The sequence below is a fragment of the Alcaligenes sp. 13f genome, from assembly GCF_020496585.1.
Classification (GTDB): Bacteria; Pseudomonadota; Gammaproteobacteria; order Burkholderiales; family Burkholderiaceae_B; genus Alcaligenes; species Alcaligenes phenolicus.
This window is the reverse complement of the sequence record NZ_JAHKKC010000019.1, coordinates 26146-43567: the sequence shown is the minus strand read 5'-3', so window position 1 is coordinate 43567 and position 17422 is coordinate 26146. Positions and strand designations below refer to the sequence as shown.

Genomic DNA, 17422 nt, shown 5'->3' with positions numbered 1-17422 from the left:
TGCTCAACAATTTTTTTGTTTTCCTGTAAAACATAATTGGGATAAATCATGGCAAAAGGTAAGTTTGAACGGACTAAACCGCACGTCAACGTCGGTACTATCGGTCACGTTGACCACGGTAAAACCACTCTGACCGCTGCAATCTGCACGGTTCTGTCCAAGGCATACGGCGGCGAAGCACGCGATTACTCGCAGATCGACAACGCCCCTGAAGAAAAAGCACGTGGTATCACCATCAGCACGTCGCACGTTGAGTACGAAACGCCTAACCGTCACTACGCTCACGTTGACTGCCCCGGCCACGCTGACTACGTCAAGAACATGATTACCGGTGCTGCCCAGATGGACGGCGCTATTTTGGTTTGCTCGGCCGCTGACGGCCCAATGCCCCAGACTCGCGAGCACATCCTGCTGAGCCGTCAGGTTGGCGTTCCTTACATCATCGTGTTCCTGAACAAGGCCGACATGGTTGATGACGAAGAGCTGATCGAACTGGTTGAAATGGAAGTTCGCGAACTGTTGTCCAAGTACGACTTCCCTGGCGACGACACCCCGATCATCAAGGGTTCGGCCAAACTGGCTCTGGAAGGCGACGAAGGCCCACTGGGCAGCCAAGCCGTTCTGGCTCTGGCCGAAGCGCTGGACAGCTACATTCCTACGCCTGAGCGTGCCGTTGACGGTACCTTCCTGATGCCTGTTGAAGACGTGTTCTCGATCTCCGGCCGTGGTACGGTTGTGACCGGTCGTATTGAGCGCGGCATCATCAAAGTCGGCGAAGAAATCGAAATCGTGGGTATTAAAGACACGGTCAAGACCATTTGTACCGGCGTTGAAATGTTCCGCAAACTGCTGGACCAGGGCGAAGCTGGCGATAACGTCGGTCTGCTGCTGCGTGGTACCAAGCGTGAAGACGTGGAACGTGGTCAGGTTCTGGCCAAGCCCGGTTCGATCAAGCCACACACGGACTTCGACGCCGAGGTGTACATTCTGTCCAAAGAAGAAGGTGGTCGTCACACTCCTTTCTTCAAGGGCTACCGTCCTCAGTTCTACTTCCGTACGACTGACGTGACCGGCACCATCGAGCTGCCAGAAGACAAGGAAATGGTTCTGCCAGGCGACAACATTTCGATGAAAGTGTCCCTGATCGCTCCTATCGCCATGGAAGAAGGTCTGCGCTTCGCTATTCGCGAAGGCGGCCGTACCGTTGGCGCTGGCGTGGTTGCAAAAATCATCAAGTAATAAGCCTTGATCGCGGTGTGAAGGTGCAAACCTTCCCGCCGCGTCTTTGCTACCCCCAAAAGGGGTGCTTTTTAGTCAGCGTTTCTTCGAGTTATCGATAAACCCGGTCAAAAAGCCCCCACTTATATCGTTCTTTAGGATTACCCATGAAAAACCAGAAAATCCGCATCCGTCTGAAGGCTTACGATTACAAGTTGATCGATCAGTCTGCTGCTGAGATCGTAGAAACCGCCAAGCGCACCGGCGCTGTTGTTCGTGGTCCAGTACCACTGCCAACACGTATCCGTCGCTACGACATTCTGCGTTCGCCGCACGTCAACAAGACATCGCGCGATCAGTTTGAAATGCGTACCCACCAGCGCTTGATGGACATTGTCGATCCTACCGACAAGACCGTCGACGCTCTGATGCGTCTGGATTTGCCAGCCGGTGTTGACGTCGAAATCGCTCTGCAGTAATTCTGCCTAGCTGTTCGAGTTACATCGAAAGAAACGCCATGCAACTGCATGGCGTTTTTTTTTTCGTCTGCACGTTTCCTTCGGACGCTGCAGGGAGCAATGGCGACTGCCCGTTTATCCTGAACAGAACAAGAGCTTTGCTCTCAGGTGTTTCATGGCTAGTTCATCATGGTGTTGTGATTGGGAAAAAGCGGGTTTTGGTCTACTTTTTACGACCGGACACACTTTGCCAGGGCTACAAATGCGACGATGAGCAGGGTTGAAGGAGGACAAGAATGATAAATCGGAGACGAAAGCCGTTCCTGGCCCTGTGGTATTTCCTGGCGCTCTGGCTATGTCTGTGGGGAAGCAGTGCATCAGCGCAAGCGTGTGGGGACGACAAACCCATACGGCTGGCGGACCTGAGCTGGGAAAGCGCAGCATTTAGCACCGAGCTGTATCAGCAGATTCTGGAGAAGGCCTACGGTTGCAAGACCGAACGGGTTCCAGGCTCCTCGGCGGCTCTGGAAAGTGCGCTGGCACAAAATGATATTCAGGTGATTGGCGAGATCTGGTCAGGACGTACCGAGATCATTGAAAAGGCCATCGAGGCTGGTCAGGTCCAGGTGCTGGGCAATACTTTGAAGGGCGGAGCCGAGCAGGGCTGGTATGTGCCGGATTATGTCGTCGATGGTGACCCGGACAAGGGAATCAAGCCAACTGCTCCCGATCTACAGAAAGTGGAAGACCTAGGGCGCTACGCCACTGTTTTCAGCGACCCGGAGCAGCCGAATAAAGGCCGCTTCTATAACTGCCCCTCCGGTTGGGTATGTGAAACCTTCAATAGCCGCTTGTTCGATCTCTATGGGCTGGGCGAGCATTATCAAAACTTCCGGCCTGGCACAGGTGCGGCGCTGGACGCCGCAATCAGTGCTGCCTATGACAGGCGAGAACCCATCCTGTTCTACTACTGGCAGCCTGCTGGCCTTATGGCCAAATACTCCTTCAAGAAGCTGGCCAGTGCTCCTTTTAATGAAGGCTGCTGGGAGGCTGCAGTTTCCGGCAAGGGCAAGATCTGCCCGACGGACTTTATCCTGGCGCATATAGGCGTAGCGGCTTCTACTCCTTTCGTGGAGTCTTATCCCGAGCTGGTGGCTTTGTTTGAAAAGATCCAGCTGGAGCCCGAGCAGATGAACAAGATCATTTTGGGCATGACCGAAGGCGGGCAGAACGCCAGCACGCAGGTACAGAAGTTCCTGAAAGAAAACGAAGAGCAATGGCGTCAGTGGATGCCGGTGGCGCAGGCAGATCGCTTGCAGGCTGCCTTGGAGCCACAGGCGACAAAACCCGCAGCCACCGCGCAGTCCCGTTTCTTCCCGGAGTGGTCCGCTGCTGATTGGGTGAACCGTCAGTTGCTGGTTGCCGTACAGGATTGGGGAACAGGATTTCGCCAGATCAGCGCCTGGATTCTGACGCATGCCATCTTGCCGGTAGAGCGTGTCTTGCAGCAGGTGCCGGCCTGGGCGATTCTGGCCTTGACCGGTTTGTTGGCCTGGTGGGGGCAGCGACGTTTTCTGCCCGTCCTGCTCTATGTGGGTGGCTTGTATCTGATCGGAGCCATGGGTCTGTGGGACAAGCTGATGCAAACCTTCACTCTGGTGCTGGTAGCGACCGTCTTCTCCGTGCTGATCGGTGTTCCGGTTGGCATTCTGACTGCTCGCAGTCGCCTGCTAAGAAAAGTGCTGACGCCTGTGCTGGATGTGATGCAGACCATGCCCAGTTTTGTGTATCTGATTCCGGTGCTGATGCTGTTTGGCCTGGGCAAGGTGCCCGCTGTTCTGGCTACCGTGGTCTATGCCGTCCCTCCCTTGATTCGTCTGACCAGCCTGGGTCTGCGACAGGTGGACAAGCATGTGATGGAGGCGGCACAGGCCTATGGGGTCACGCGCTGGCAAATGCTGACCAAGGTCACCTTGCCCTTGGCGCGGCCCAGCATTATGGCGGGCATTAATCAAACCACCATGATGGCCTTGTCCATGGTGGTGGTTGCCTCCATGATTGGTGCTCAAGGTCTGGGTGAGGACGTATTGGCCGGCATTCAGACCCTGGATATAGGACGTGGCTTGCAGGCGGGGGTAGCGATTGTGATCCTGGCCATTGTCATTGACCGAATCTCTCAATCCTTTGGTCGCTCCCAGCGTCACCGCCGCAAGGTCAGGAGGCAAGCATGAATACCATTCCTACTTCGTCCGGCGAGCAGGCCTGCAAGATAGAGTTGCGAGATGTCTATAAAGTCTTTGGCAATCGGGCACCCGAAGCTGTGGAACTGTTAAAGCAGGGAGCCGACAAACAGGCCGTACAAAAGCAGACGGATTGCATCGTGGGCCTGGCTGGCGTGGATGCCTGCTTCCCCGCGCAACAGATATCCTGCGTCATGGGCTTGTCCGGTTCGGGCAAGTCCACCTTGGTGCGTCACATCAATCGCCTGATTGACCCCAGTGCCGGACAGGTGCTGGTGGACGGACAGGACATACTGCAACTGGACATGGCCAGCTTGCGACAATTCCGTCGCTATGGAATCAGCATGGTTTTTCAGGCCTTTGGTTTGCTGCCCCATTTAACGGTGGTGGAGAACGTTGCCTTTGGCCTGGAAGTGCGGGGTGACAAGCGTTCACAAGCCAGAGAGCAGGCTCGGCTATGGCTGGAGCGTGTGGGTCTGCAAGACTATGCGGATAACTACCCTGATGAATTGTCAGGCGGGATGCAGCAACGGGTTGGTCTGGCCCGAGCCTTGGCCGTTGATGCCGATATTCTGTTGATGGACGAGGCCTTCTCGGCCCTGGACCCCCTGATTCGCTACGAGATGCAGGACGAGCTGCTACGCCTGCAAAGCAGCCTGAACAAAACCATCATCTTTATTACTCACGATATTGATGAAGCATTGCGGCTTGGCCAACACATCGTGGTGCTGCGCGAGGGCAGGGTGGAACAAAGCGGTACTCCGGCTCAAATTCGTGATGAGCCGGTGAACGAATACGTGGCCCGTTTCGTCAATAAGGCACATCAATAGAAAATTGGCCATGAATCAATTTTCCTGATCGTGAACGCATGGCCACGACGGCCAAATTCGAAAAAACTGTTGTCAATCAAGCAGTTTAGGGCAGATTTTTGCAGTAAATCTTGCTTGGCTTTACAGCCACGTGCTATATTTACTAGCTTAGCCAAAAAGTTTTGGCTATGGTCGTCGCGCAAATCATTGCGTGTACTCTCAGTTAGCCCTGACCAATCGTAGTCAGGAATGGAGAAAACGATGTCGAACTCGACACCTACGCCTGCCGCGTGGCGGCTGGGCCTTGTTGGGCGTAAAGTTGGCATGACCCGTGTGTTTACAGAGGAAGGCGAGTCCATCCCTGTGACCGTTCTGGACGTGTCCAACAACCGCATCACCCAGGTCAAGACGCCCGCAGTTGACGGTTACGCTGCTGTACAGGTTGCCTTTGGCACCCGTCGTGCAACACGCGTTACCAAGCCCCAGGCAGGGCACTATGCAAAAGCTGGCGTTGAAGCTGGCAGCATCCTGAAAGAATTCCGCCTCGACCCCGCTGCTATCGCCGAGCTTTCCGCCGGTTCCGTAGTTGCTGTGGAAAGCATTTTCGAAGCGGGTCAGAAGGTTGACGTTACGGGCACCACGATTGGTAAAGGCTTTGCCGGTACCATCAAACGCCACAATTTTGGCGGCCAGCGTAACAGCCACGGTAACTCGCGCTCGCACCGCGTACCCGGTTCCATTGGTCAAGCCCAGGATCCAGGCCGTGTGTTCAAAGGTAAAAAAATGTCGGGCCATATGGGTGACGTTACCCGTACGGTTCAGAATCTTGACGTGATCCGCGTCGACGCCGAGCGTGGCTTGTTGCTGGTCCGGGGCGCTGTCCCAGGTCACAAGAATGCCAATATCGTTGTGCGCCCTGCTGTGAAAGGAGCCTAATCCATGGAACTGAAGCTCCTGAACGAACAAGGCCAAGCTGCATCCACATTGCAGGCCAACGAAACCGTTTTCGGTCGTGAATTCAACGAAGCACTGGTTCACCAGATCGTTGTTGCATACCAAGCCAATGCTCGCAGCGGTAACAGCAAGCAATTGACTCGTGCCGAAGTCAACCACAGCACCAAGAAGCCATGGCGCCAGAAAGGCACCGGCCGCGCTCGTGCTGGTATGACATCCTCGCCCGTGTGGCGTGGAGGCGGTCGTGCATTCCCCAACACCGGTGAAGAAAACTACGCACACAAGGTCAACAAGAAGATGTACCGCGCCGGTATCAGCGCGATTCTGTCTCAGTTGGTCCGTGACGAGCGTCTGTTGGTTGTTGATTCCTTCACTCTGGAAGCACCCAAGACCCGTCTGGCAGCCAACAAGCTGAAAGACCTGGGCCTGGAATCCGTGCTGATCATCACCGACGCGCTGGACGAGAACGTGTACCTGGCTACGCGTAACCTGCCTCACGTTGCTGTGGTTGAACCACGCTACGCCGACCCGCTGTCCCTGATCCACTACAAAAAAGTGTTGGTCACCAAAGCGGCTGTCGCTCAGTTTGAGGAGATGTTGGGATGAACGCCGAACGTCTATTGCAAGTAATTCTGGCTCCTGTCGTGACTGAAAAAGCCACGTACGTTGCCGAAAAAAATCAGCAAATCGCTTTCCGCGTCGCTCCTGATGCTACCAAGCCTGAAATCAAAGCTGCTATTGAACTGCTGTTCAAAGTAGAAGTTGAGTCGGTGCAGGTGCTCAATCAGAAGGGCAAGGAAAAGCGCTTTGGCCGTTTCATGGGTCGCCGCCGCAGTGTGCGCAAGGCATATGTCTCGCTCAAGCCCGGTCAGGAACTCGACTTTTCTGAGGTGAACTAATATGGCATTGGTAAAAGTAAAACCAACGTCGCCAGGTCGCCGTGGCATGATCAAAGTGGTTCACCCTGAACTGCACAAAGGCGCTCCTTACGCGGCTTTGCTGGAAAAGAAATCCAGCAGTGCTGGCCGTAACAACAACGGCCACATCACGGTTCGTCACCGTGGCGGCGGTCACAAGCAGCATTACCGTATTGTCGACTTCCGTCGCAACAAGGACGGTATTCCTGCGAAAGTAGAACGTCTGGAATACGACCCTAACCGCAGCGCTCACATCGCATTGGTGTGCTACGCAGACGGCGAGCGTCGTTACATCATCGCCCCTCGTGGTCTGGAAGTGGGTGCAACGGTTGTGTCTGGCGCGGAAGCTCCTATCCGTTCCGGCAACACTTTGCCTATCCGCAACATTCCTGTGGGTCAAACCATTCACTGCATCGAGATGCTGCCTGGTAAGGGTGCTCAAATCGCTCGTTCCGCTGGTGGTTCCGCTGTGTTGCTGGCTCGTGAAGGCACGTACGCTCAAGTGCGTCTGCGTTCCGGTGAAGTTCGCCGCATTCACATCGACTGCCGCGCCACGATTGGCGAAGTCAGCAACCACGATCACAGCCTGCGTCAAATCGGTAAAGCCGGTGCTGTTCGCTGGCGTGGTATTCGTCCTACCGTTCGCGGTGTGGCGATGAACCCAGTCGATCACCCGCACGGTGGTGGTGAAGGTCGTACGGGTGAAGGCCGTGAGCCAGTCAGCCCATGGGGTACTCCTGCCAAGGGCTACCGCACCCGTCGTAACAAGCGCACAGACAACATGATTGTTTCGCGCCGTAAGCGCAAGTAAGGGGCGAACACTATGTCACGTTCGATCAAAAAAGGCCCATTCGTTGATGCTCACCTGATCAAAAAGGTTGACGCAGCCGTTGTGGGTAACGACAAGCGACCAATCAAAACCTGGTCGCGCCGCTCTACCATCCTGCCCGAGTTCATTGGGCTGACGATTGCCGTTCACAATGGCCGTCAACACATTCCCGTTTACATCAACGAGAACATGGTTGGCCACAAGCTCGGCGAGTTCGCTTTGACCCGTACTTTCAAGGGTCACGCTGCGGACAAAAAGGCCCGGAGATAAGTGATGGAAACTACAGCAATTATTCGTGGAGTCCATATTTCGGCGCAAAAAGCACGTCTGGTTGCGGACATGGTCCGCGGCAAGTCCGTCGCTCACGCTCTGAATACGCTGACTTTCACTCCCAAGAAAGCCGCTGGCATCATCAAGAAAGCTCTGGAATCGGCTATTGCCAACGCTGAGCACAATGACGGCGCCGACATCGACGAACTGAAAGTCACCTCCATTTACGTGGACAAGGCTCAGTCGTTGAAGCGTTTTTCTGCACGAGCCAAAGGCCGCGGTAACCGTATTGAGAAGCAGACTTGCCACATTGTGGTCAAAGTCGGCGCTTAAGGAGTCACAATGGGACAGAAAATCCACCCAATTGGGTTCCGCCTGGCTGTTAACCGTAACTGGAGCTCGCGTTGGTACGCTGACGGTGCTGAGTTCGGTACGATGTTGGCTGACGACATCCGTGTGCGCGAATACCTGAAACGCAAGCTGAAAAGTGCGTCCGTTGGCCGTGTGGTCATCGAGCGTCCTGCCAAGAATGCTCGCATCACTATTTACTCGGCTCGTCCTGGTGTAGTGATCGGCAAGCGCGGCGAGGATATCGAAAGCCTGAAGGCTGACCTGCAGCGCCTGTTGGGCGTGCCAGTGCACGTTAACATCGAAGAAATTCGCAAACCTGAAACCGACGCTCAACTGATCGCCGACTCCATTGCTCAGCAATTGGAAAAGCGCATCATGTTCCGTCGTGCGATGAAGCGTTCCATGCAAAACGCCATGCGTCTGGGTGCCCAAGGCATCAAGATCATGAGCTCGGGTCGCTTGAACGGCATCGAAATCGCTCGTACCGAATGGTACCGCGAAGGCCGTGTGCCTCTGCACACCCTGCGCGCTAACATCGATTACGGTACTTCCGAAGCGCACACGACGTACGGGATCATCGGTATCAAGGTCTGGGTCTACAAGGGCGACATGCTGCCTAACGGCGAAATGCCTGTTGACACCGTAGCCCCTGAAGAGCGCCGCCCACGTCGTCCACGTGGTGACCGCCCTGAAAACCGCCGTCCAGGTGGTCGTGGCCGCGGTCCTCGTAAAGACGCTGCTCCTGCTGCGTCCGAAGGAGAATAAAACATGCTGCAACCTTCTCGCAGAAAGTATCGCAAAGAGCACAAAGGCCGTAACACCGGTCTGGCTACTCGCGGTGCGCAAGTTTCGTTTGGCGAATTTGGTCTGAAAGCCACTGACCGTGGCCGTCTGACTGCTCGCCAGATCGAAGCAGCACGTCGTGCAATTAACCGTCACATCAAACGTGGTGGCCGCATCTGGATCCGCATCTTCCCCGATAAGCCAATTTCGCAGAAACCTGCCGAAGTTCGTATGGGTAACGGTAAGGGTAATCCAGAGTTCTGGGTCGCTGAGATTCAACCAGGCAAGGTCCTGTACGAAATGGAAGGTGTTAGCGAAGAGCTGGCACGCGAAGCATTCCGTCTGGCCGCTGCCAAGCTGCCTATCTCGACGACGTTCGTAACGCGTCAGATCGGTGCTTAAGGAGACGTCATGAAAGCCAGCGAACTCCGTACTAAAGATGCCGCCGAGCTCCAAAAAGAGCTCGAGAGCCTGTTGAAAGCACAATTTAACCTGCGCATGCAGCGTGCTACTCAACAGCTTTCCAACACCAGCCAATTGGGCAAAGTACGTCGCGACATCGCTCGCGTCCGTACCGTCATGGCTGAGACCGCAGGAAAGTAAGATGAGCGAAACTCAAACTACCGCAAAACGTCAACGTACCCTGATCGGTCAAGTTGTCAGCAACAAGATGGACAAAACTGTCGTCGTTCTGGTTGAACGCCGCGTTAAACATCCCTTGTATGGCAAGATCATCGTCCGCTCCAATAAATACAAAGCGCACGACGAGACCAACCAGTACAACGAAGGCGATACCGTTGAGATTACCGAAGGCCGTCCTATCAGCCGCAGCAAGTCCTGGACTGTTGTGCGTCTGATCGAAGCAGCCCGCGTGATCTAAACGCTTGCTCAGATGTCCAGGCTTCGGCCTGGCTCTGGTAGGTCAAAAACCCCGATCTGTTTACAGATTGGGGTTTTTTTATGCTTGTCCACTTTGCTGTTGCTCATAGACAGGAGCAATGTTCGTATTTCGTCTTGTTGCCCGTCATGGCGCTTAAACCCGCAGCTGAACTGAATGATCAAGCTTGGGGCTTAGCGGCTTGTATGCGTAAGCCGGAAGCCTTCACAAAAAAGCGGGAACAGCTTGTTCTATTCTGTGCGGTGGCAACTATGGGGCGAGGGCTATATCGTGCCAGCTACCCTGCATACGTACTCGGGGTAGGACGACAATCTGGGGGGCAGAGTTGTAGCAGCTTGCTGACTTATGGACGCGCGTCTTGCTTGCGCCATTGCGCCGGGCTGAGACCCACACTGCGTCTGAACGCGGCGCTGAATGCGGCCGCAGAGCTATAACCGATACGCTCGGCAATCTGCTCCATGGTCAGACCTTGCTCCAGCTGACGCTTGGCCAGCTGCATACGTAGTTGCAACAGTACTTGGGCTGGCGCCATCCCGCACAGCAAGGTAAAGCGGCGGTGAAAGGCGGCACGAGACATATTCAGATAGGCGGCCATATCGTCCACCGACCAGGCTTTGGCAGGTTCACGTAGCAACTGCTCGATCAGGCTACCAAAGGCAGAGTCGCTGGCCAGATGAATCAAGCCGGCGGGCAGGGCACCTTCGGCCGGTGTCTGTCCGATTTGCTGGCGCAAGGTATAGAACAACAACAGCTCCACCAGCTTTTCCAGCAGGCTGGAGTTGGCTTGCGGCTGGCGTCGCATTTCGGCCTGGATCAAGTCCAGCAAAGGGCGTCCTGAATCTGCATCTGTCTGAGAACCATCAATCAACAAAACATCAGGCACGGTCGCCAGCAGCAATTCGCTCAAACCACGGCCCAGATCCAGAAAACCACAGAGCAAGCCCGTACTGTGTGGCACTTGTGGCTCCAGGCTCTGCATGGTTTGTCGCCGCATGGCCGCATTCCAGTCTGGCGGCGTGGGCGAGGAGCTTAAGCGATGGGGCACATCCCGCAAGAAGAACACCGCATCACCCGCCTGCAAGGCCAAGGCTTCCTGATGCTGAATATGCAGCCAGCACGGCCCATGCAAGACCACATGAAAGCCTGCGCGTTGGTGCCCGTGCAGGCTGCTTTCCCATTGATTGCAGTATTGCCCCAAGTGAAACAGGCTGGCAGAGATCTCCAGCCCGGACAAGAGCAGTTCCTCCACAGGGTGTCCTGTGTCTTTGGAGTCGACAGCGCAATGGCTGTCAGGAAAGGCAGAGTCGCTCATGCAGAAAATATGCTTATTTCTTTTCGTGGATATTTTTAATATGAATACCGCTATGTTCGCACATGGAGATAAGGCGCCAGTCAATCGACAATGAAACCTTCTCGGATTAACTAAGGAATTGTCGCCATCATGACTCGCTTAACTTTGCATAATGTGGACTCCGCACCAGAGGCGGTCAAACCAGCCCTTGAGAAAGCTGTGCGTGGTAGCGGCTTTTTGTCCAATTTGCTGGCTATTTTGGCTAATGCTCCTGTTGCCCTGCAAGCCTATCAGGATATGTCCGCCTTGAACGCCACCGCCAGCCTGTCGCTGGTCGAGCGTGAGGTCGTGCAACTGGTTGCCGGTACCACTCACGGTTGCCGCTTCTGCGTGGCCGGTCACACCGCCATTGCGACCAATAAAGCCAAGCTGGACCCGGAAATTCTGGCCGCTTTGCGTGCGCGTGGCTTTGACCAGATCAACGACGAGCGCCTGCAGGCTCTGGCTCTGTTCAGTCGCGCCGTGATTGATACCCGTGGTCAGGTGTCGGATCAGGCTCTGGCCGATTTCCGCGCTGCTGGTTACGGCGACCAGCAGGCTCTGGAAGTGATTACCGGTATTGGCTTGGCGACGATCTGCAACTTTGCCAATAATCTGGCTCGTACGCCGCTCAATAGCCAGCTGGAGGCCTACGCATGGGAAACGCCTTAAAGCGCGCTGAGCAGCCTGTGCTGGCCTCAGAGCGCCCTGTTTTGTCGCCTGGCTTGGCCCAGTGGCTGGAAGAGCATGCCCTGTCGCTGGATAGCGATGCATCTCAGGCGCAGGCCTTGTTGCCTCGCCTGGCGCAAGACGGTTTGTTGAGCCTGGGCCTGAAAGCGGATTTTTCCGACTTCGGTGATGCCGTTCAATCCATCGTGGAAGTGGCCGAGCATTCGCTGACGGCAGGTTTTGTCCTGTGGAGCCAGCGTACCTTTATTGAATACCTGCGTGACGTTCAGGACCCCGCCATGCGCGAGCGCTATTTGCCCGGTTTGCTGGATGGCAGTGTTGCGGGTGCGACGGGTCTGTCCAATGCCATCAAGTTTTTGGGTGGCATTGAAGAGCTGCAAGTGCGTGCCCAGCCTGAACAAGGACATTGGCAGTTTGAGGGCCGCTTGCCCTGGATTACCAATCTGCGTCCCGGCAACTGCCTGGTTGCCATTGTGGCCGCCATGCCTGAAGAGCAAGCCGGTATTTGGGTGGCAGAACTGGGTGATCCAGGCTTGGAGCGTTCCGCAGATCTGGATCTGGTCGGACTGCGTGGCAGCAATACCGCCGCTTTGAAGTTCAATGCTGTGCGTCTGGGACAAGAGCGTTTGCTGCATCCCGATGCAGGCCACTTTGTGCGCTCGGTACGCCCCCGTTTCATGGCGCTGCAATGCGGGATGACCATGGGCTTGGCACGTCGTTCCTTGAAGCAAGTGCTGGATGCGCCACGTTGCCAATGGGTACAGGAGCAGCCCGCCCGCCGTTTGCTGGATCGTGTGCAGGAATTGTCGGATGTGCTGGTTGATGCCGTACGTAAACCTGGCTCGGCCACGCCGCCTGATTTGTTCAAAGTCCGTATCGAGCTAAGTAGTTTGGCGTCGCAGGCTGTGGCCCTGGAAAGCTCCGCGATCGGCGGGGCGACCTATATGCAGGGCAAGCATCCGCAACTGCTGCGCCGTTATCGCGAAGCCATGCTGGTGCCTTTGATTTCACCCACGGTGGCGCAACTGAAAGCCGAACTTGGGCAGGATGCAGTATGAGTTCCGCCGCCCCCTCGCATACCGATTCTGAAGGGACCGGACTCTTGTCCGCTCGGGGGATCAATCTGGCCTACGGTGGCCAGACGATCTTGCAGAACCTGGACTTGAACGTGCGCGCGGGCGAGATCGTGGCGCTGCTGGGCCCCAGCGGAGTGGGTAAATCCTCTTTGTTGCGGGTACTGGCAGGCCTCCAAACGCCCACCCAGGGCGAGGTGTCCTTTCTGGGGCAGCCCGTGCGTGGGGTTCACCCCGCTTTGGCCATGGCGTTTCAAGAAGCCATTCTCTTGCCGTGGCTGAATGTGCAGGCCAATACTGGTTTTGGTCTGGGTTTTGCGCGCCAGCCTTCCGTATCCGCCGCCGAGCGCCGCCTGCGGGTTGAACAGGCGCTGCGTCAGGTTGGTTTGTATGAAAGCCGTCATCAGCGTCCTGGTGCCTTGTCGGGCGGTATGGCACAGCGTGTTGCCATTGCGCGTTGTCTGGCTCGACGCCCACAAGTCTTGTTGATGGACGAACCTTTTGGCGCCCTGGATGAAGTAACTCGTCGCCAGATGCAGGAGCTGATTCTGTCGATACGCGACCAGACTGGCTGCGCCATTGTGCTGGTCACTCACGATATTGATGAGGCCCTTTTGCTGGCGGACCGTGTCCTGCTGTTAGGTGGCCGTCCTGCCGGTTTGCAGCGTGAATGGAGCTGCCCGGCCCACCCCCGATCTCATCTGGATAACTGGCTTCAGGCCATACGCCTGGAAATTGTGGCCAGCCTGGAGCAAAGCCTCTCCCAGGCGGTTCACGCTGCTGTTTTGTAAGGTGCATTTCATGATTGAATCTCCTACGTCCCGTACCCGTCGCGACTTGCTGAAACTGGCGTCTTTGCTGACCGTTGCGGGTGCTGCGCCCTTGCTGGCCCAAGGGACTGCCCGTGCACAAAGTGAGTCAAATGCGCCTTTGCGTATCGGCTATTTGCCGATTACCGATGCCACCGCCATGTTGGTGGCGCATCACAATGGATATTTTGAAGAAGCGGGTATTGCGGTTGAAAAGCCCGTGATGGTGCGCAGTTGGGCTCAGTTGATCGAGGCTTTCATCTCCGGTCAGGTCAATCTGGTGCACTTGCTCTCTCCCATGACGGTGTGGGCGCGCTACGGCAGCAAAGTCCCTGCAAAAGTGGTGGCATGGAATCACATGAGTGGCTCTGCTATCACGGTGGCGCAGAACATCAGCTCGGCCGAGCAATTGGGCGGGCAGACGGTGGCGATTCCTTTCTGGTATTCGATTCACAACGTGGTGCTGCAGCATGTGCTCAAAGCACATGGCCTGACGCCTGTCGTGAAAAACGCCGGTGCGCTGGCACCCAATGAGGTCAATCTGGTGGTGATGGCGCCTGCTGATATGCCGCCGGCCTTGGCCTCGGGGCGAATTGCCGGTTTTACGGTGGCCGAACCTTTCAATGCCTTAGCCGAAACTCAGGGCATGGGCCGCATCTTGCGCTTTACTGGCGACGTCTGGCGCGATCACGCCTGTTGCGTGGCCTTCATGCACGAGCAGGATTTGCAGACTCGCCCCCAATGGTCGCAAGCCGTGGTGGATGGTCTGGTCAAGGCACAGATCTGGATACGCAGTCACCGCGCCGAGGCGGCCCAGATCCTGTCGCGTGAAGGCGGGAACCGCTATACCCCGCACACTCAAGAAAACCTGTTGAAAGTGCTGTCCCCGGACCCGGCGGATCGTGCGCAATACGTGAAGTCTGGCGTGATTCGTCATCCGGACTGGGACGACCAGCGTATCGATTTTCAACCTTATCCTTTCCCCAGCTACACCGAGTCCTTGGTGCAAATGCTGCAAGGGACCTTGATTCAGGGCGAGCGTGGTTTCCTGGAAGGGCTGTCTCCTGAACACGTAGCCAGCGATCTGGTGGATGACCGCTTTGTCCGTGCCGCGTTGGAAAAGCAGGGGGGCCTGGCGCAGTTTGGCTTGTCCGAGCAATACACCCGCAACGAGAGCATTGTTGTATGAGTTTGAGTGCGTCTGCTTCTTCTCCGTCATTGGCGCAGTCTGATCCGCGATCGGCTGCGTCTTTGCGACGCCCCAAAATGAATGCCTGGATTGCCAGCACCCTGTGGGGCTTGGGCGGTTTGTTGGCGGGAGTCGTGCTGTGGTACTTGGCCACAGCCTGGTCCAGCAGCCCTTTGATGCAGCAATTCGGACCAGCAGCTGCCTTTCATAGCCTGCTGGAGATACTGGGCTGGTCCGAGACCTGGATGCACGTAGGTGCCAGCTTGCAACGTATTTTTGTAGGGCTGGCGATCTCATTGGGTGTCGGCGTGCCCGCCGGTTTGCTGCTGGGCTTGTCAGCGCGAGCTCACGCCGCATTGACTCCCTTGTTCCAGTTCCTGCGCATGATCTCGCCCCTGTCCTGGATGCCTATTGCCGTCATGGCCTTTGGCATTGGGGATGCACCGATTTATTTTCTGTTGGGTGTGGCCGGTGTCTGGCCTGTCTTGCTGAATACAGCCTCGGGCGTACGGCATCTGAATCCGCGCTGGCTGATGCTGGGTCGCAGTCTGGCGGCCACCAAGCTGGAAACGCTGTTGTACTTGATTCTGCCCGGCATTGTAGGCTCGGTGCTGACGGGTAGCCGACTGGCAATCGGCGTCTTGTGGATTGTGCTGGTACCTTGCGAAATGCTGGGTGTGTCGGCCGGTTTGGGTTACCTGATTCTGGATACGCGCGACCGTATGGCGTATTCCGAACTGATGGCCGTAATTGTCTTGATTGGTCTGATTGGCTATCTGCTGGATAGCGCTTTGCGAGCCTTATTTGCGGCCTTGGGACAGCGCTAAATAATCAGCCCTTGGGCCGACAGGCGAAGAGCTTTGACTGTTTTGTATTTCCAGGAAAGACAAGTGACAGAGCATGCTCAGGCTATCTGCCGCTGCCAGTTTTGTTCTTGTAGGCGCTGGCAGTTTTACCTGGTGCTTAGTGGCTTTTCAGAAGCTGCAGAAAGATAAAAAAGGCCCTCAACATCTCAATGTTGAGGGCCTTTTTAGATTCAGTTTGAAGCGGTATTCAAGGATGCTAATCCCGCACTGACTGAAGCCTTAGTTGGTATGTATAGAAAAGTGATCTTGAGACGAGATTCTAGCTAGGCCTTGATCACTGCCTTCATGCAGCGACCAGGGTATTGTCCGCATCCTGCGTAATTGCTGTACGTGGACTGAGCTGGTCGATTAGCTCGCCATACCAGGACAAGGTACTGCCCAAGGTAGCTACCTGACCGATCACCAGAATGCAGGGGCTGGCAAACTGATGCTGCTGCGCATCCTGGGCAATGTTTTGCAGCGTGGACAGCAAGGTGCGCTGCTCAGGGCGCGAACCATTTTCAATCAAGGCGCAGGGCGTAGTGGCACTGCGGCCCCGTTGTACCAGCTCATGGCTAAAGCCCAGAATCTGCTGCAAACCCATGTAGACAGCAACCGTCTGGCTGGTATCCAGCAGCGGGTTCCAGTCCTCAATACCATGACCGCTTTTGCGGTGAGCCGTCACAAACTGCACGGACTGCGCGTGGTCACGATGGGTCAGAGGAATACCGCTATAAGCCGCACATGCGATGGCAGCCGTGATGCCGGGTACCACTTCAAATGCGATGCCATGCTCGGCCAGATATTCCAGTTCTTCACCGCCACGGCCAAAAATAAAGCCATCACCGCCTTTCAGGCGCACCACGGTTTGACCTGCTCGGGCGTGTTCAATCATCAACTGATGAATGCGGTTTTGGGTCTGGTGATGATCTTCGCCCAATTGCTTGCCTACAAAAATACGGTGGGCATCGCGACGAGCCAGCTCCATCACCTGATCGGATACAAGACGATCGTACAGAATCACATCAGCACGATTCAGTGCACGCAGGGCATGCAGGGTCAGCAGACCTGGATCGCCTGGACCGGCGCCCACCAGAATCACGCGGCCTTGTGTGGCGCGGGGTGACTCAGGCTGTTGCAGCGCGCTCTCCAGGCTCAAGCGGGCTTGCTCGGCTTGCTGACTGCGCAGGGCGGCACCTACCGGGCCATCCAGCAGCCAGTCGTAGAAACGGCGGCGCGCACCCAGCTCGGGGCGGGCGCGCCGAATGGCGCTGCGGTATTCCTGCGCCAGACGGCTGATCGCACCCAGGCTGTGGTCCAACATGGTTTCCAATTGCTCCCGTACTCGCCGTGCCAACATGGGGGCCGACCCTGCAGAGGAAATGGCAATAATCAGCGGTGAACGATCCACAATGGCAGGCACCTGAAAACTGGACAATTCGGGGTCGTCCACCACATTGACCAGAATGCGGGCTTCTTGTGCGTCCTGGGCAATGACCTGGTTCACGTCACGCTTGTCAGTGGCGGCAATAATCAGCCAGGCCCCTTGTAGATGCTGGGCCTGATAGCGCTCCCGAATCAGGGTAATGCGCCCTTGATTCGCCAGCTCTTCCAGACTGTCCACCACATAGGGGGCGACCAGCGTGACCTGGGCACCGGCGGCCAGGACCAGACGCACTTTGCGCTCGGCGATTTCTCCACCGCCGATCACCAGTACGGCGCGCTGCTTCAAGTTGGCGAATAAAGGAAAGAGGTTCAT

21 protein-coding genes are annotated in these 17422 nt (G+C 56.2%); 19 read left to right on the top strand and 2 right to left on the bottom strand.

The features are described 5' to 3' along the window. Window positions 1-48 precede the first annotated feature (48 nt). From tuf to rpsQ, 14 genes are all read left to right on the top strand, one after another. Entirely contained in the window at window positions 49-1239 is a 1191-nt protein-coding gene (tuf, locus tag KOE80_RS15435) for an elongation factor Tu (RefSeq protein WP_009462422.1), read from the top strand. Between the two features lie 146 nt (window positions 1240-1385). After that, window positions 1386-1697: a 30S ribosomal protein S10 gene (rpsJ, locus tag KOE80_RS15430; RefSeq protein ID WP_003803053.1), complete on the top strand. Its 312-nt coding sequence runs from the start codon at window positions 1386-1388 to the stop codon at window positions 1695-1697. 275 nt (window positions 1698-1972) lie between these two features. After that, window positions 1973-3907: a glycine betaine ABC transporter substrate-binding protein gene (locus tag KOE80_RS20565; RefSeq protein ID WP_226349465.1), complete on the top strand. Its 1935-nt coding sequence runs from the start codon at window positions 1973-1975 to the stop codon at window positions 3905-3907. Next, window positions 3904-4746 carry an ATP-binding cassette domain-containing protein gene (locus tag KOE80_RS15420; protein ID WP_042489264.1) on the top strand — a complete coding sequence of 281 codons (843 nt, stop codon included), beginning with the start codon at window positions 3904-3906 and terminating at the stop codon, window positions 4744-4746. Before KOE80_RS20565 ends, KOE80_RS15420 begins: the two co-directional genes overlap by 4 nt. Before the next feature lie 240 nt (window positions 4747-4986). Next, window positions 4987-5661 (top strand): 50S ribosomal protein L3, encoded by a 675-nt coding sequence (rplC, locus tag KOE80_RS15415; RefSeq protein ID WP_003803046.1) that lies wholly within the window; start codon window positions 4987-4989, stop codon window positions 5659-5661. 3 nt (window positions 5662-5664) lie between these two features. Beyond that, window positions 5665-6285 (top strand): 50S ribosomal protein L4, encoded by a 621-nt coding sequence (rplD, locus tag KOE80_RS15410; RefSeq protein ID WP_009462425.1) that lies wholly within the window; start codon window positions 5665-5667, stop codon window positions 6283-6285. Continuing rightward, the gene (rplW, locus tag KOE80_RS15405) at window positions 6282-6578 is read left to right on the top strand and encodes a 50S ribosomal protein L23 (protein ID WP_003803043.1); all 297 of its coding nucleotides are present in this window, start codon (window positions 6282-6284) and stop codon (window positions 6576-6578) included. Before rplD ends, rplW begins: the two co-directional genes overlap by 4 nt. A gap of 1 nt (window position 6579) precedes the next feature. Further along, a complete protein-coding gene (gene rplB / locus KOE80_RS15400; protein ID WP_003803041.1) occupies window positions 6580-7407 on the top strand; it encodes a 50S ribosomal protein L2 in 828 nt (275 codons plus the stop codon). A gap of 12 nt (window positions 7408-7419) precedes the next feature. After that, window positions 7420-7695, top strand: a complete 276-nt coding sequence (gene rpsS, locus KOE80_RS15395) for a 30S ribosomal protein S19 (protein ID WP_003803039.1) — start codon at window positions 7420-7422, stop codon at window positions 7693-7695. A 3-nt stretch (window positions 7696-7698) separates the two neighbouring features. After that, window positions 7699-8028: a 50S ribosomal protein L22 gene (gene rplV, locus KOE80_RS15390; protein WP_009462426.1), complete on the top strand. Its 330-nt coding sequence runs from the start codon at window positions 7699-7701 to the stop codon at window positions 8026-8028. A gap of 9 nt (window positions 8029-8037) precedes the next feature. Then, window positions 8038-8811 (top strand): 30S ribosomal protein S3, encoded by a 774-nt coding sequence (gene rpsC / locus KOE80_RS15385; protein WP_003803035.1) that lies wholly within the window; start codon window positions 8038-8040, stop codon window positions 8809-8811. Between the two features lie 3 nt (window positions 8812-8814). Then, window positions 8815-9231, top strand: a complete 417-nt coding sequence (gene rplP / locus KOE80_RS15380) for a 50S ribosomal protein L16 (protein ID WP_003803033.1) — start codon at window positions 8815-8817, stop codon at window positions 9229-9231. A 9-nt stretch (window positions 9232-9240) separates the two neighbouring features. Next, the gene (rpmC, locus tag KOE80_RS15375; RefSeq protein WP_003803032.1) at window positions 9241-9432 is read left to right on the top strand and encodes a 50S ribosomal protein L29; all 192 of its coding nucleotides are present in this window, start codon (window positions 9241-9243) and stop codon (window positions 9430-9432) included. A gap of 1 nt (window position 9433) precedes the next feature. Further along, on the top strand, window positions 9434-9709 hold the full coding sequence (rpsQ, locus tag KOE80_RS15370; protein WP_009462428.1) for a 30S ribosomal protein S17: 276 nt from the start codon (window positions 9434-9436) through the stop codon (window positions 9707-9709). Between the two features lie 361 nt (window positions 9710-10070). Here rpsQ and KOE80_RS15365 read toward each other — a convergent pair whose 3' ends face one another. Beyond that, complete coding sequence (locus KOE80_RS15365; protein WP_052159265.1) at window positions 10071-11039, bottom strand: AraC family transcriptional regulator; 969 nt, start codon at window positions 11037-11039, stop codon at window positions 10071-10073. Window positions 11040-11168: 129 nt separating this feature from the next. Between KOE80_RS15365 and KOE80_RS15360 the strand changes: the two genes are divergently transcribed. The 5 genes from KOE80_RS15360 (at window position 11169) to KOE80_RS15340 (ending at window position 15645) form a co-directional block, all read left to right on the top strand. Further along, window positions 11169-11729, top strand: coding sequence for a carboxymuconolactone decarboxylase family protein (locus tag KOE80_RS15360; protein ID WP_226349464.1), 561 nt, complete (start codon window positions 11169-11171; stop codon window positions 11727-11729). Continuing rightward, the gene (locus KOE80_RS15355) at window positions 11714-12805 is read left to right on the top strand and encodes an acyl-CoA dehydrogenase family protein (protein WP_088451690.1); all 1092 of its coding nucleotides are present in this window, start codon (window positions 11714-11716) and stop codon (window positions 12803-12805) included. Before KOE80_RS15360 ends, KOE80_RS15355 begins: the two co-directional genes overlap by 16 nt. Next, a complete protein-coding gene (locus KOE80_RS15350; protein ID WP_226349463.1) occupies window positions 12802-13611 on the top strand; it encodes an ABC transporter ATP-binding protein in 810 nt (269 codons plus the stop codon). The genes KOE80_RS15355 and KOE80_RS15350 overlap by 4 nt, the downstream gene beginning before the upstream one ends. A gap of 10 nt (window positions 13612-13621) precedes the next feature. After that, window positions 13622-14818: an ABC transporter substrate-binding protein gene (locus KOE80_RS15345; RefSeq protein ID WP_115634628.1), complete on the top strand. Its 1197-nt coding sequence runs from the start codon at window positions 13622-13624 to the stop codon at window positions 14816-14818. 77 nt (window positions 14819-14895) lie between these two features. Further along, window positions 14896-15645 carry an ABC transporter permease gene (locus tag KOE80_RS15340; protein WP_203145820.1) on the top strand — a complete coding sequence of 250 codons (750 nt, stop codon included), beginning with the start codon at window positions 14896-14898 and terminating at the stop codon, window positions 15643-15645. 322 nt (window positions 15646-15967) lie between these two features. On the opposite strand, the gene cysG is transcribed toward KOE80_RS15340, so the two are convergent. Further along, entirely contained in the window at window positions 15968-17422 is a 1455-nt protein-coding gene (gene cysG / locus KOE80_RS15335; protein ID WP_226349462.1) for a siroheme synthase CysG, read from the bottom strand.